Below are 13778 nucleotides of genomic sequence, written 5' to 3'. Positions count from 1 at the left end.
ATTCTGGGGTGATGGATGCCTGCCAATTACATGGCCGAAATGCCGCCATCGAGTTTCAATTCAGCGCCGGTCATGAAGCGGCTTTCGTCGCTGGCAAGATAGACCACGGCATTGGCGATATCGTTCGGTTCGCCGACAAATTTGAGCGGGATCTGCCGGGCGAGCTTTTCCATCAACACGTCCTTGTCGAGCTGATGGGCGCGCGCGGTCCCATCGAGGATCGGCGTGTCGACGAAGGTCGGATGGACCGAATTGCATCGGATCTGCATGTTCTTCTTGGCGCAATGCAGCGCAATCGACTTCGACAGCATCCACACCGCCGCCTTCGAAGCGTTGTAGGCCGGCATTGTGTCGCTCGCGATCAGCCCCGCGATACTCGAGATATTCACGATCGAACCCGGCGCATGTTCGCGCATCAACGGCAACGCCTTCTGGCAACCGTGGAAGATGGAATCGACATTGATCGAGAAGCATCGCTGCCAGTCCTCGAACCTGCACTCCTCGATATTGCCCGGCACGCCGATTCCGGCATTGTTCACCAGTACGTTGAGCCCGCCCATCTCCTCGCGCGCTGCGTCAACCGCGGCCTCCCAATCGGCAGGATTGGTGACGTCGTGCTGGATCGAGAACGCGGTTCCCTCTCCCATCTCCGCATTGACGATCGCGGCGGTTTCCGCCGCGCCATCGCCGTTTATGTCCGTCGCAAGCACCCGCGCACCCTCCTGTGCAAGCCGGATGCAGTGCGCGCGGCCAAGGCCCTGCGCGCCGCCTGTGACCAGCGCGAGTTTTCCTTCGCAGCGTCCCTTGCCGTTGGTCGTCATTTGAGTTCCTCTCCCAGATATTCAGGTGTCAGCAGCATGCCCACGCGCACATCGACAGCGTGCCCGGCCGTGCGCCAATCGGCGACGTATTGCGATAGCCTTGCGAGCGGCACGCGATGGACCTCGATTTCCTCGCCTTCGATCCCGCCGCCTTCGCCAACTCTGGTAAGGCCGGTCGCGCGCAACAGCGTGAAGCTCTCGGAGACCATGCCGGGCGAGGAATAGTAATCGCCCAGAACCTTGATTTTCTCGGCGCGGTAGCCGGTTTCTTCTTCAAGCTCGCGGGCGGCGGCGGTCGCTGCGTCCTCGTTTTCTTCGCCATCGTCATCGCCGATGAGGCCAGCGGGTATTTCAAGGCAGAACCGCGAGAGCGGCACGCGATACTGACTGACAAGAATGACGTGGCGCGTACCGTCCGCGTCTTTGTCGATAGCGATGATTGCGGCGGCACGAATCCCGCGGGAGCGCGCGACATACTCCCAGCGACCGCGGGTCTTGGTGACAATAAAGCGACCTTCCCAGCGGATCTCCTCCGGCTGGTCGGCATCGCGGTCTTTGGTGAGATTGGTGAATTCGCGATTCATATCGCGCGAAGGCTTAGACTTCGATCAAGCGGTCGGGAAGCTCATTCTCGTCATGATCGCCTTTGGGGAAGTGTTCGGCGAGCACGAAGCCGACGTCGCGCACGCCCACCGCCATGCCCTCGGCGATATTGCCGCGTTTGATCTCTACGAGCATGTCGCCCATCGCCTCGCCCCACACTTCGGCGGAGACTTTCTCTGCAATGGGCTCGTCAGCGACGATCTCTGCGCGGTGCTCTCGCATGGAGAGGTAGATGAGCACGCCGGTTCGGCCGTGTGTGCGTCTCTCGGCCCCCACTTTGAAATGCTTGACCGCCTGGTCATGGACACGACTGGTCTTCACCGGCGCGGGGATGAGAGCGAAGCGCAGCGGATCCCACAGGAAGAGAATGGAAGATACGACGAAGGTGAGAAGCCCCAGACCGATGGTCATGCTGGCAAGCTCGCCGATCGACCAATCGCGGCCCCACCCGCCGAAAAAATTATCCCACAAATCCATGAAAGGCTGGGGGAAGGCGGCAAAGATGCTCATCATCGTGAAGGCCAGCGCGACGGACCACAGCTGGACGATATCGCTGTAACCGTCCGAGCGATCGGCGAGCACGGTAAGGATTTCGCCCGAGGTCGTCTGCTCGGCCTCACCGACTGCATCCGAGACGATCTTGTGCCCTTCTGCGTTCAGATAGCGCATGGTCTACCAGCCCCCCGAGGCGCCGCCGCCTCCAAACGATCCACCACCGCCGGAAAAGCCCCCGCCGCCAAAGCCGCCACCGCCGCCCCAGCCGCCGCCTCTGCTGCCGCCGGACATTGCCCCGCGCGCGATCGCACTGCCGACTTCCCAAATGATGATGTCGCTTGCGGTGTCCTTCCAATCGCGATCGCGATAGCGCTCGCCCCATGGGCCTTTGCCCTTAGAGCGATACCTGCGCCGCCGCCCGCGCCCGCGGATGATCGGGAGGACGAAGAAAAAGAACATGAAGCCCAGCCAGATGAGCCCGCCGACGGGAAACCCGCCTTCGCGCGAAGAGCTCTCGCGAGTCTGGCTTGCCTCGGCGGCGATGCGCGCGGCTTCGTCTTCCGGAAGCTGCAACTGGGTGATGATCGCGTCGGTGCCCGCGACGATCCCGCCCGGCATATCGCCATTGCGAAAGCGCGGAAGGATCTGGTTCTGGATGATGAGCGACGAGAGCGCGTCGGTCAGGTATCCTTCGAGCCCGTAACCGACCTCGATCCTGACCTTGCGCTCATTCGGTGCGACGAGCAGCAGCGCGCCATCGTTGCGCTCGGCATCGCCGATCCCCCATTCGCGGCCCAGCTGATAGCCGTAATCGGCGATATCGTAGCCCTGAAGATCGGGCACGGTCGCAACGACAAGCTGGCGTTGCGATTGCGTCTCCAGTGCCTCGAGCTTCGCCGTCAACTGCGCCTCCACATCCGGCGGGATGATATCGGCATTGTCGACCACTCGCCCCGTAAGAGGCGGAAACTCGGGCTGCGCGGCAAGCGGAGACGCGATGAGCGCCCCCGCCGCTGCGAGGATGAGGAGGAACCTGCGAAACACGCCGATCAGTTGGACGTCATGTCGATCTGCGGCGCTTCCTCTGCGCCATCGGTCGTCGCGGTGTAGGGCACCAGCGGCTCCGCGCCGTGGATGATGTTCGCGCCGATCGTGTCGGGGAAAGTGCGGATGGTGGTGTTATATTTGCGCACCGCCTCATTGTAATCGCCGATCGCCACGGCAATGCGGTTCTCCGTCCCTTCGAGCTGGCTTTGCAGCGCAAGGTAGTTCTGGTTCGACTGGATCTGAGGATAGGCCTCGAAGCTGGCGAGCAGGCGTCCGAGCCCGGCGCCAAGCTGGTTCTGCGCGGCGGCGAATTCTTCCATCTTAGCCGGATCGTCGAGATCTTCTGCCGAGATGTTGATGCCGGTCGCACGGGCGCGGGCCTCGGTCACTTCGGTGAGGATCGCGCGCTCGTTCTCTGCAGCGCCCTGCGCCACTTCGACGAGGTTCGGAATGAGATTGGCGCGGCGCTGAAATTGCGCCTCGACATCGGCCCATTTTGCTTTCGCCTCTTCTTCGGCAGCCGGTACCGAGTTGATCCCGCACGCGGCGAGCGAAAGCGATGCGGCTGCCACCATGACAGCGCGTACGATATTTTTCAGATTCATCGAGTCCCTCCAGAAAGCGCGCCCGAAACATGCGGGGAGGGCACGCGGCTCCACCTGTGTTGTTGATATAGCACACCAATTCCCGCTTTCAAGAAGTCCACAGGCAAAGGAGGCTTCCCTTGGCAGGAAAGGCGCAGCGTGCGAAAACTGCAACCGACAGGGCTCAAGGTAGGGGATCAACAATGCTAAACGAGTTCAAGGAATTCATCGCGAAAGGCAATGTGATGGAACTGGCGGTCGCGGTTATTATCGCGGGCGCCTTTGCCACCATCGTCGCGTCGATGACCGACGACCTGATAATGCCGATCGTCGGCGCGATCTTCGGCGACGTCGATTTCAGCAACAAGTACATCGTGCTTTCAGGCGAAGTGGCCGAGGGCATGAGCCTTGAGGCCGCGCGTGAGGCAGGGGCCAATGTCATCGCCTGGGGCGCATTCGTCTCGACCGTGATCAATTTCCTGATCCTGGCCTTCGTCATATTCCTGCTGGTGCGCTACGCCAACAAGATGAAGGCGCGCTTCGAAAAGCCGGCAGAGGAAGAGGTGGCAGGTCCGAGCGAAATCGACCTGCTGACCGAGATCCGCGACGCTCTCAAGAAGTAGGGAGCGCGCAGCGTCCGGAGGGAACCCTATGCTCCCGGTGTCCGTTCGATGGCGGACAATGGGCATAGGAGACCCTCAATGAATTTCGTCGCAGAGTTCCGCAAGTTTATCGCGCGCGGCAACGTGCTCGACCTAGCGATCGGCGTGGTCATCGGCGCGGCGTTCGGCAAGATCGTCACTTCGCTCACCGAGAGCATCATCATGCCGTTCATCGGCTGGCTGTTCGGTGACGTCGATTTCTCGAACTATTTTGTGCAGCTCGGGAACGTGCCCGAGGGCTATTCGGGCAGCCTCACCAACTATGCCGAGCTGAAGGAAGCAGGCGTTGCCATGATCGGCTATGGCGACTTCCTGACCCAGCTCGTTAATTTCTTGATCATCGCCTTCGCGCTGTTCCTGTTCCTGAAATCGGTGAACCGGGTGATCGACGAGATGCAGGAACGCGCTGGGCAATCCGAGGACAGCACCAAGCAGGAAGACATCCCGACCGACCCGCAGCTGGACGTCTTGAAGAAGATTCTGGCCGAGATGCGTGAGGGGAACGGGAAGCTCGTGGTTGACGGACCGTAAGGTTCGCTAGGCCGACTGGCCGCCCGCAGCGACGCGGCTGAAAGCCGCATGAGCGAGGATTTCGCGCGCCGGAGGCGTGTGGAAACAAGGACGTCCATCCACTTCCAATTAAGGTTGGATCGCCTATATGTGGTGTGTCGGGCAACCGACTATGGCGATAAACTGCTGCGTGCAATAGGCACAACGGACCCGGGGGCAGTACCCGGCGGCTCCACCATAACCCTCGGACTTTGCGAGGTTTTTGACGGGGCCGAACCAGGATCGACGTGGGCTGAAAAGCGCAGTTTTTGCCCGGGCTGAGTAACCCGTAAAACTGTTCATCTTTATAAGTGCAAACGATAACGAAGCACTCGCAATCGCTGCGTAATGTGACGGCCTAACGGCCTGAAGTTACAAAGCTTATGCGCGGTTGGACCCACCGGGCAACAGAAGGGATACCGGGGCTCCGGGGGTAGCTAGCAACAGAAACCCCCACCATTTTCGGAGATTTTTTGAATACCATTGCGACAATCCGCTGACCCGCTGATGGTCGGCTCCAAGAATTGGCCCTGCGAAGGCACGGCTTTCGTCGGCGCTTTTCGTATTCAAAATTCACGAAAGAAATCACCAATGACACAATCGAATATTCGTCCGCTCCGGCGCGGCGACCTTGATCGCGTGGCGCATCTTGTCGGCGTCAACGAAATGTTTCCACCCGAAATGCTCAAGGGCATGGCAGGCCCTTTTCTAGCCGGTGAAACCGGTGAGCATCGCTGGGTCGTCTCCGAGGGCGAATCCATTGATGGCGTGGCGTATTACGTACCGGAACAACTCACCGAAGGCACATGGAACGTACTCATGATCGCGGTGGACCCCGAAGTTCACGGAAGGGGAATCGGTTCGCAGTTGATGAGGCATATCGAGGATGAACTCTCTCGAGATGGCGTACGGATCCTGCTGGTCGAAACCTCGGGATTGCCGGAATTCAAGCGCACGCGCGGCTTCTACGACATGCTCGGATATGATCGCGAAGCCCGTATCCGAGAGTTCTATGCAGCCGGCGATGACAAGGTCATCTTCCGCAAGGCTTTGAAGGTCTGAAACAATGCGGGCCGGGGCTTCGGCCTCGGTCCGTTACACGTGCGAACTGCCCTCGCGTTCCGCCCGCAATTCCTCAAGCTCTTTCTTCGCCTTGAGGCCGTCGAGGATCGCTGCGCCCGCCAGCATCACCGCCCCGCAGGCCGCGACGAACAGCGCTTCGCCCCAGTAGGAGGGATATTGCTCGAGATAGGATGCGCCGCGCGTCGTCGCGCCTAGCGCAAGGGCGTAGATGATCACGAAGGCTTCGAACCTGTTCTTGATCACGAATAGACGCCCGATCTTCCGCAGCATGCGCTCTCCTTCGTTAACCCATTACATTGCAAACCCTGTGCCAGCGCCGGTTTCGCGCGGGCCGTGTTGGTTAACGTGGGAAGGAGTGTAAGCGCACCCGACGTGGCTGCGCAAACGCGTTAACTTTGATTAAGCGAGTTCCCCGATGCCGAGCGCGGTGAGCAGTGCCTGGCGCGCGGCGACTACATGTTTCTCAAGGCTTTCGGTCCATAGATCGTCCGGGTCGATCTGCTCGGGATAATGCTCGGCAATGGTCTTTTCGAGCAGGTCCGCTTTGGCTTCGTCGAGCATGAAACGCGGGTCGACAGTCGCCGGATCGCAGACCACACGCAGTCGCAGGCAGGCAGGGCCGCCGCCATTGGCCATGGACTGGCGCACGTCGACCGGGATCACGTGCTTGATCGGGCCGTTGCCCGCCATCATCCGCTCGCAATAGGCCCAGACGCTCGCGCTTTCGCGGCATTCCTCCGGAACGATCAGCGCCATCGTGCCATCGGGCAAGGTGACAAGCTGCGCGTTGAACAGATAGGTGCGGATCGCTTCTTCCAGGCTGACTGCATCGCTGGGTACTTCGACCACTTCGAGATCGGGGAAGGCTGCAAGGATCGCATTATAGGCACCCTGCTGGTCGGCGAAGGCCTCGGCATGGGTGAAGAGCACCCGCTCGTTCGCGACCGAGACGACATCGTTGTGAAACGCGCCCGCATCGATTGCGACCGGGTTCTGCTCGATGAAAACGCATTTTTCCGGGTCGAGCCCGTGCTGGCGGGCGACGAGGCGGGAGGATTGTTCGTGCTGGCGCGCGGGGAATTTGCCGCCGGGCCTGCCGTAGACGAACACCTCGACGCCCGCGCTTCCGTGGCCTTCGCAAAACCGCATATGGTTTGCCGCGCCTTCATCGCCGAAGGTCGGGGGAACGATGTCGTGCACGGCGAAGTGGTCGCGATCGCCGAAGACCACTTCGAGCATGCGCTTGGTGTCGGGCCATTCCTGTGCGCGGTGGAGCATGGTGACGAGATTGGCCGGCGTCAGGTGGCACTTTCCATCTTTCGTATCGGGTGCCGGGCTGACGGTTGCGGCATTGGCGGTCCACATCGATGACGCCGACCACGGCGCGGCGCGAAGCGCAGGCGCTTCGGTGCCGTCATATGCGAGCCGTTCGGCCAACCTGTGATTGGGACGCGGAAGCGGCAGAAGAAAGCCCTGCACGCCGAGCCGCTCGAGATTGCCCCGCATTTTCGCGACGCCCTGTAGCGCCGCGGCTTTCGGGTATGACGTATCGCCCTTGTGGCTCGCGCTGGCGATATTGCCGAGGCTCAAACCGGCATAATTGTGGCTGGGCCCGACAAGACCGTCGAAATTGATTTCCTGAAGGCTCACCGCGCGACGCTCCACACGATATCGCCTTCCGACACGTCGAGCGCGTCCGCTGCGGCGGCGTCGATCTCGATCCCGCCTTCGCCGTCGAGCCTGCGCGCGCCATAGCATGAGCGGAAATCCTCGAGCCGACCGGTCGCCAGGATTGCGCGTTCGCCCTCCTTGAGGGTGTGTCCGGTGACCTTGGCCGCAACCGAATTCCTGACGCTCGCGACATCGTCGGTGCGCGCGATCATGGTCGGCCCGCCGTCGAAGATGTCGACATAGTTCTCGTAGCGAAAGCCCTCGTTTTCCAGCATCCGCATCGCCGCGCGTCCCGTCGGGTGGGGCACGCCGATCACCGAACGCGCCGCGTCCGAAAGCAGGGCGACATAGACGGGATGTTTGGGCATCAGGTCGGCGATGAACTGGTTGCCGTGGATGGCGTTGAAATAGTCGGCTTCCTGGAAGCTCATCCCGAAGAACCGGCCCGCGACCCCGTCCCAGAATGGCGAGCCGCCGCGCTCGTCGATGATGCCGCGCAACTCCGCGATGACACGCTCGGCAAAACGCTGGCGGTGCATGGCGATGAAGAGATAGCGGCTGCGCGCAAGGAGCAGGCCCAATCCGCCCGCCCGGTTGTTCGGGTGAAGGAAAAGTCCGCCGACCTCGCTCGACCCTTCGAGATCGGTAACCAGCGTGAGAAGCTCCGCGCGGACCGTGCGGTCCAGCTCGGCGCTGTACTGGGTCAGCGTGTTCAGGCGATAGGAATAGAACGGCCAGCGCTGGCCCACCTGGGTCATCAGCTGGCACGTGCCCGCAACCCGCTTCGTCTCAAGATCCTCGAGCACCAGCACGAAAAGCTCATCGGCCAGCCCGTCTTCGGTATTGGCGAAGGATTCCGCGGCGCGCTCGAGCTTTTCGGACAGCGCATTGCGATCGGGCGGCAGGTTGGTGAAGCCACCGCCCGTCAGCTTGGCCATTTCATAAAGCGCTTCGAGATCGGAAGTGCGCGCGGCGCGCAGGCGAAAGGTCAATTCAGGTCTCCGGCAAGCGCACCGTCGGCGATGCGCGAAAGGACGAGGGCGGAAAGCGCAGCGCGCTCTGCAAGGCTTGGGACGATAAGGAACTCGTCCGATGAATGGATCGAGCCGCCGCGCACGCCCATGGTATCGACCACGGGTACGCCGCAGGCGGCGATGTTGTTGCCATCGCATACGCCGCCGGTCGACTTCCAGCCGATGTCCTGGCCTAGTTCCGCGCCGCATTCTTTCACGAGATCGAACAGACGCTGTGCCTTGTCGTCGACGGGTTTGGGTGGGCGGGTCACGCCGCCGTGACGGCGCGTGGCGACTTCGTGGCGGGCTTCGATCTCGTGCAGCACCTCGTCCAGCGCGTTGTCGAACCGTTCCATAGCATCAGTGCTCTTGGGGCGAATGTTGAAGCGCAGCACCGCGTGATCGGGCACGACATTGTTGGGGCCTCCGCCTTCCAGCTTCGCCGGGTTCACGGTGATATCATCGCCCTCCAGCGCCTTCAGCCGCAGGATCAGGTCGGCAGCAGCGACGATGGCGTTGCGACCCTCTTCGGGATTGCGCCCGGCATGGGCCGATTTGCCGGTGAGCGTGATCGAGTAGTTTCCGGTTCCCCCGCGCGCATGGGCGAGCGTCCCGTCGGGCAGCGCAGCCGGTTCGAAGGTCAGCGCCGCAATCTTTCCCCGCGCCAGTTCGGCGATGAGGGCCGCGCTTGCCAGCGATCCGGTTTCCTCGTCGGAATTGATCATTATGTCGTAGCCGAGCGAGGCCGCTTTTCCGCTCGCCTCGAACGCTCTTAGCGCATGGAGGATCACCGCGATCCCGCCTTTCATGTCTGCAACGCCGGGACCGTTCAGAACATCGTCGGACAGCCACTTGAGCTGTTGGAAAGGGTGATCCCTGGGAAAAACGGTGTCCATGTGCCCGGTGAGCAGGACGCGGCGATTGGCTGTCGGGCGGACGCGGACCACGAGGTGCCGCCCGTTGCGAATCTCGAACTCGCTGCCATCCGCTGCAATGCCGGTGACCGGCGCGGAATCCACCAGCTCGACCTCGCCCGGAAGCGTGGAAAACGCATCGGCAAGGGCGGCTGCCTGTTTTTCCAGTCCTTCGATATTCCCGGTGCCGGTGTTGATCGCGCACCACTTCTGCACGTCGTCCAGCATCGCCGTAGCGTCAATTCGGGAAAGGAAATCAGGTTTCATCTGGAACCGTCTCTAGCCGCGCTTTTCGCCTCTTCCAAGACGTTGCAATCGGCTTGTCCTTTGGCCATATGGCTCCTCGTCCTCCTCCCCAGGCCTCTCTTGTCGAAGTCACGAGGACATCAATGACCCAATATATCGAGCGCGCCGGCCTATCCGTTGACAGCCGGCTGGCGGAATTCATCGAGAACGAGGTGCTTTCAACGCTCGGCCGTGACGCGCGCGCGTTCTGGGAAGGGTTCGCGGCGCTGCTCGCCGATTTTGCGCCGCGCAATGCCGCGCTGCTTGAAAGGCGCGAAGGTCTTCAGTCGCAGATCGATGCGTGGCACGAGGCGCGTCGCGGCCAGCCGCACGACGCGCGCGAATACCGAGAATTCCTCACCAGTATCGGCTATCTCGTCCCCGAGCCGGGCGATTTCACCATCGGCACGCAGAATGTCGATCCAGAGATCGCGACCATGGCCGGGCCGCAGCTGGTGGTCCCGATCCTCAATGCCCGTTTCCTGCTCAACGCAGCAAACGCGCGCTGGGGCAGCCTTTATGACGCATTCTACGGCACCGATGCGCTCGATGCGCCGCCTGCCAGACCGGGCCGCTATGATGAGGCGCGTGGGCGCGCGGTGATCGCGCGCGGGCGCGAATTTCTCGATCAGGCGCTGCCGCTCGTCGATCAGAGCTGGGCCGACCTCAAAGACGAGCACGACGGCAAGTTGCAGGACGAAAGCCAATATATCGGCAAGACCGACAAGGGGCTGCTCTTCAAGAACAACGGCCTGCATATCGAGGTCGTGTTCGATCGCGATCATCCGGTCGGCAAAGACGACAAGGCCGGGATCGCCGATATCATCGTCGAGGCCGCGCTCACGACCATCGCCGATTGCGAGGATTCGGTTGCAGCGGTGGATGCCGAGGACAAGCTGCTCGCCTACACCAACTGGCTCGGCATCATTCGCGGCGACCTGGAAGAAAGCTTCGAGAAGGGCGGCAAGGTGCTCACCCGCCGGCTCGCGGAAGACAAGAGCTACAAGGACGGCGCAGGCAACCAGCACAGCCTGCCGGGGCGCAGCCTGATGTTCGTGCGCAATGTCGGCCACTTGATGTCCAACCCGGCGATCCTGCTTCCCGACGGCAGCGAAATTCCCGAAGGGATCATGGACGCGGTGTTCACCAGCGCGATCGGCGCACTCGACGTCGAAGGGCACGGCAAATACGGCAATTCGAAGACCGGCAGCATCTACATCGTGAAGCCCAAGATGCACGGGCCGGACGAATGCGCCTTTACCGACGACCTGTTCAATGCCGTGGAGGATCTGCTCGGCCTGCCCCGCCACACGATCAAGGTCGGCGTGATGGACGAGGAGCGCCGCACTTCTGCCAACCTTGCCGCCTGCATCCATGCGGTGAAGGACAGGATTGTGTTCATCAACACCGGCTTCCTCGATCGCACCGGCGATGAAATCCACACGTCGATGCGGGCAGGACCGATGATCCGCAAAGGCGCGATGAAGAACGCGGCATGGCTCAAGGCCTATGAGGCGCGCAATGTCGAAATCGGCCTGAAGCATGGCCTTTCGGGCAAGGCGCAGATCGGCAAGGGGATGTGGGCCGCGCCCGACCTGATGCGTGCGATGATGGAAGAGAAGATCGGACATTTGCGCGCCGGAGCCAACACCGCCTGGGTGCCGTCGCCCACTGCAGCGACGCTCCACGCGCTTCACTACCACCAGGAAAACGTGTTCGAGATCCAGAAGCACCTGCCCAAGGCTCCCGGCCTCGATGCGCTGCTCACCATCCCGCTCGCCGAAAACACGAACTGGCCCGAAGAGGAGCTGCGCGAAGAGCTCGACAACAATTGCCAGGGCCTGCTGGGCTATGTCGTGCGCTGGATCGATGCGGGGGTGGGGTGCTCCAAGGTCCCCGATATCAACGATGTCGGCCTGATGGAGGATCGCGCGACCTTGCGCATATCCTCGCAGCACATTGCCAACTGGCTGCTGCACGGCATCGTGAGCGAGGAGATGGTGATGGATTCGCTCAATCGCATGGCGGCCAAGGTCGACCAGCAGAATGCGGGCGATCCCTCCTATATTCCGCTTGTCGGAAACGAGGACGGCCCGGCCTTCAGCGCCGCGCGCGACCTGATCTTCAAGGGCGTGGAGCAGCCCTCCGGCTACACCGAGCCGCTGCTCCATAAATGGCGGCAGGAAGCCAAGGCTCTGAACGCAGCGGGTTAGGCCAGCGCGCGGGCGAGGGTCACGAATTCGTCGACGCTCACCGTTTCGGCCCGGCGCGTTTCGTCGATCCCTAACGCCTTCATCGCCTCCAGAGCGCCCGGCACGCCTTTGAGGCTCTGGCGCAGCATCTTGCGGCGTTGGCCGAAGGCGGCTTCGGTCAGGCGTTCGAGCGTGCGGGCCGATACGCTCCCGGGTGCCTCGGTAGGCGTCACATGCACGACCGCGCTCATCACCTTGGGCGGCGGGGTAAAGGCACTGCGATGGACCTTCATCGCGAGTTTCGCTTTCGCGCGCCACTGCGCGAGCACGGCGAGGCGGCCATAGGCGCCGCTGCCTGGCTTCGCGACGACCCGCTCGGCAACCTCGCGCTGGAACATCAGCGTGAGCGAGAGCCATTGCGGCGGCCAGTCCTCGCCCGAAAGCCACTTCACGAAAAGCGCTGTGCCGACATTGTACGGAAGGTTGGAGAGCACGTGAAACGGCTCGCCGCGCATGATCTCCCCGTGGTCGAGCTTCATGGCGTCGCCTTCGATCACCGTGAGCTGGCCGGGAAATGCCCCTGACAACTCGTCTAGCGCGGGAAGGCAGCGGCGATCCATCTCGATCGCGGTGACGTTCGCTCCGGCACGCAGAAGAGCGCGGGTGAGGCCACCGGGGCCGGGACCGACCTCGAGCACATTCGCCCCTTGCAGGTCGCCCGGAATGGCGGCGATCCGGTCCAGCAATTGCTCGTCGAGCAGGAAATTCTGCCCCAACGCTTTTGAGGCGGAAAGGCCGTGCTTGGCGATCGTCTCGCGGATGGGTGGAAGGTCAGGCACCGGCGCGCGCTGCGGCCATTTGGCCCGCCATGCGGATCGCCGCCATCATGGCGCCTGGGGCGGCCAAGCCTTTGCCTGCGATATCGAACGCTGTGCCATGGTCGGGAGAAGTGCGAATGATCGGCAGGCCGAGCGTGACATTAACGCCTTCATCCACCTCCAGAGCCTTGAGCGGGATCAGCGCCTGATCGTGATACATGCACAAAGCCGCATCGTAGGTTTCGCGCATGCGTGGCATGAACAGCGCATCGCCCGGAACCGGACCTGTCACGTCCAGACCTTCGTCTTTGAGCGCGGCAATGGCCGGTTCGATAATACGCATTTCTTCGTCGCCAAACTTGCCGCCTTCGCCTGCATGGGGGTTCAACCCCGCGACTGCGAGGCGCGGGTGCTCGATCCCGAAATCACGGGTGAGCGAAGCAGCGGTGATGCGCGCTTTGTGCACGATCAGCTCGCGCGAGAGATAGCGGGGCACATCGGCCAACGCGACATGCACCGTCAGCGGCACCGTGCGCAGGCTCGGCCCTGCCAGCATCATCACCGCATCGTCCGTCATCAAGCGGCATGCGGCGGCGAGGAATTCGGTTTGTCCGGGGAAGATGAAGCCCTGCGCGGCAAGGCCCGCTTTCTCGACCGGAGCGGTCACCATGCCAGCGGTTTCGCCTTCGAGTGTAAGCTTGGCCGCCCATTGCAGCGAAGCCATCGCAAGTTTCGCGCCTTCCGGACTCGGTTGGCCGGGAGTGAAGGGCACGTCAAATCCAGCGAGCACCGGCAACCCCGCACGGAAAGCCATGGTGGCTTCCTGCACCTGTGCGATGGGTACGATCGGGCAGTCTATGCCGCGCGCTTCGGCAGCCGAGCGCAGCGTCTCCATCCCGCCGACCACAAAGAACGGTGGCGGGTCATTCCCTTTACAGGCTAGCTCGGCGCGCCGCACCCAGCATTCGGCAATGATCTCCGGGCCGATCCCCGCCGGATCGCCGAGCGATACGGCCAGCGGGAACGGTGCTGCGGACATGT

Annotated in this window: 15 protein-coding genes and 1 other RNA gene; 5 read left to right on the top strand and 11 right to left on the bottom strand. The window is 62.3% G+C overall.

The annotated features are described in order from the left end of the window. Positions 1–26: 26 nt before the first annotated feature. Genes FIU90_RS12745 through FIU90_RS12725 form a run of 5 tightly spaced genes read right to left on the bottom strand, consistent with a single transcriptional unit; the run spans position 27 to position 3571 of the window. Positions 27–821, bottom strand: a complete 795-nt coding sequence (locus tag FIU90_RS12745) for an SDR family oxidoreductase (protein ID WP_152435115.1) — start codon at positions 819–821, stop codon at positions 27–29. Then, the gene (locus FIU90_RS12740; protein WP_152435114.1) at positions 818–1405 is read right to left on the bottom strand and encodes an NUDIX hydrolase; all 588 of its coding nucleotides are present in this window, start codon (positions 1403–1405) and stop codon (positions 818–820) included. Before FIU90_RS12740 ends, FIU90_RS12745 begins: the two co-directional genes overlap by 4 nt. 13 nt (positions 1406–1418) lie before the next feature. Next, positions 1419–2093 carry a TPM domain-containing protein gene (locus FIU90_RS12735; protein ID WP_152435113.1) on the bottom strand — a complete coding sequence of 225 codons (675 nt, stop codon included), beginning with the start codon at positions 2091–2093 and terminating at the stop codon, positions 1419–1421. A gap of 3 nt (positions 2094–2096) precedes the next feature. Continuing rightward, positions 2097–2963 carry a YgcG family protein gene (locus tag FIU90_RS12730; protein ID WP_370515062.1) on the bottom strand — a complete coding sequence of 289 codons (867 nt, stop codon included), beginning with the start codon at positions 2961–2963 and terminating at the stop codon, positions 2097–2099. Between the two features lie 5 nt (positions 2964–2968). Beyond that, on the bottom strand, positions 2969–3571 hold the full coding sequence (locus FIU90_RS12725; protein ID WP_152435111.1) for a LemA family protein: 603 nt from the start codon (positions 3569–3571) through the stop codon (positions 2969–2971). 182 nt (positions 3572–3753) lie between these two features. Here FIU90_RS12725 and mscL (FIU90_RS12720) point away from each other — a divergent pair, with 182 nt between their 5' ends. The 4 genes from mscL (FIU90_RS12720) to FIU90_RS12705 all read left to right on the top strand — a co-directional run bounded on the left by mscL (FIU90_RS12720) (position 3754) and on the right by FIU90_RS12705 (position 5823). Beyond that, positions 3754–4173, top strand: coding sequence for a large conductance mechanosensitive channel protein MscL (mscL, locus tag FIU90_RS12720; protein WP_152435110.1), 420 nt, complete (start codon positions 3754–3756; stop codon positions 4171–4173). 78 nt (positions 4174–4251) lie between these two features. Next, positions 4252–4743: a large conductance mechanosensitive channel protein MscL gene (mscL, locus tag FIU90_RS12715; RefSeq protein ID WP_152435109.1), complete on the top strand. Its 492-nt coding sequence runs from the start codon at positions 4252–4254 to the stop codon at positions 4741–4743. Between the two features lie 97 nt (positions 4744–4840). Continuing rightward, positions 4841–5182, top strand: a transfer-messenger RNA (tmRNA) gene (ssrA, locus tag FIU90_RS12710). Between the two features lie 170 nt (positions 5183–5352). Then, positions 5353–5823: a GNAT family N-acetyltransferase gene (locus FIU90_RS12705; RefSeq protein WP_152435108.1), complete on the top strand. Its 471-nt coding sequence runs from the start codon at positions 5353–5355 to the stop codon at positions 5821–5823. A 33-nt stretch (positions 5824–5856) separates the two neighbouring features. Here the strand turns inward: FIU90_RS12705 and FIU90_RS12700 are convergent, their stop codons facing one another. The 4 genes from FIU90_RS12700 to FIU90_RS12685 all read right to left on the bottom strand — a co-directional run bounded on the left by FIU90_RS12700 (position 5857) and on the right by FIU90_RS12685 (position 9709). Next, complete coding sequence (locus tag FIU90_RS12700) at positions 5857–6114, bottom strand: hypothetical protein (protein WP_152435107.1); 258 nt, start codon at positions 6112–6114, stop codon at positions 5857–5859. 129 nt (positions 6115–6243) lie between these two features. Further along, a complete protein-coding gene (locus FIU90_RS12695; protein WP_152435106.1) occupies positions 6244–7494 on the bottom strand; it encodes an N-succinylarginine dihydrolase in 1251 nt (416 codons plus the stop codon). Continuing rightward, entirely contained in the window at positions 7491–8507 is a 1017-nt protein-coding gene (locus FIU90_RS12690; RefSeq protein ID WP_152435105.1) for an arginine N-succinyltransferase, read from the bottom strand. Before FIU90_RS12690 ends, FIU90_RS12695 begins: the two co-directional genes overlap by 4 nt. Then, positions 8504–9709, bottom strand: a complete 1206-nt coding sequence (locus FIU90_RS12685) for a hydrolase (protein ID WP_152435104.1) — start codon at positions 9707–9709, stop codon at positions 8504–8506. Before FIU90_RS12685 ends, FIU90_RS12690 begins: the two co-directional genes overlap by 4 nt. 122 nt (positions 9710–9831) lie before the next feature. Here FIU90_RS12685 and FIU90_RS12680 point away from each other — a divergent pair, with 122 nt between their 5' ends. Continuing rightward, a complete protein-coding gene (locus FIU90_RS12680; protein ID WP_152435103.1) occupies positions 9832–11940 on the top strand; it encodes a malate synthase G in 2109 nt (702 codons plus the stop codon). Here the strand turns inward: FIU90_RS12680 and rsmA are convergent. Then, positions 11937–12758 (bottom strand): 16S rRNA (adenine(1518)-N(6)/adenine(1519)-N(6))-dimethyltransferase RsmA, encoded by an 822-nt coding sequence (gene rsmA / locus FIU90_RS12675; protein ID WP_152435102.1) that lies wholly within the window; start codon positions 12756–12758, stop codon positions 11937–11939. The two genes, FIU90_RS12680 and rsmA, sit on opposite strands and share 4 nt — an antisense overlap. Further along, complete coding sequence (gene pdxA / locus FIU90_RS12670; protein WP_152435101.1) at positions 12751–13776, bottom strand: 4-hydroxythreonine-4-phosphate dehydrogenase PdxA; 1026 nt, start codon at positions 13774–13776, stop codon at positions 12751–12753. The genes rsmA and pdxA overlap by 8 nt, the downstream gene beginning before the upstream one ends. Positions 13777–13778: the final 2 nt, after the last annotated feature.

The sequence above is a fragment of the Erythrobacter sp. THAF29 genome, assembly GCF_009363635.1.
Lineage (GTDB): Bacteria > Pseudomonadota > Alphaproteobacteria > Sphingomonadales > Sphingomonadaceae > Erythrobacter.
This window is presented reverse-complemented; position numbering and strand designations above follow the sequence as displayed.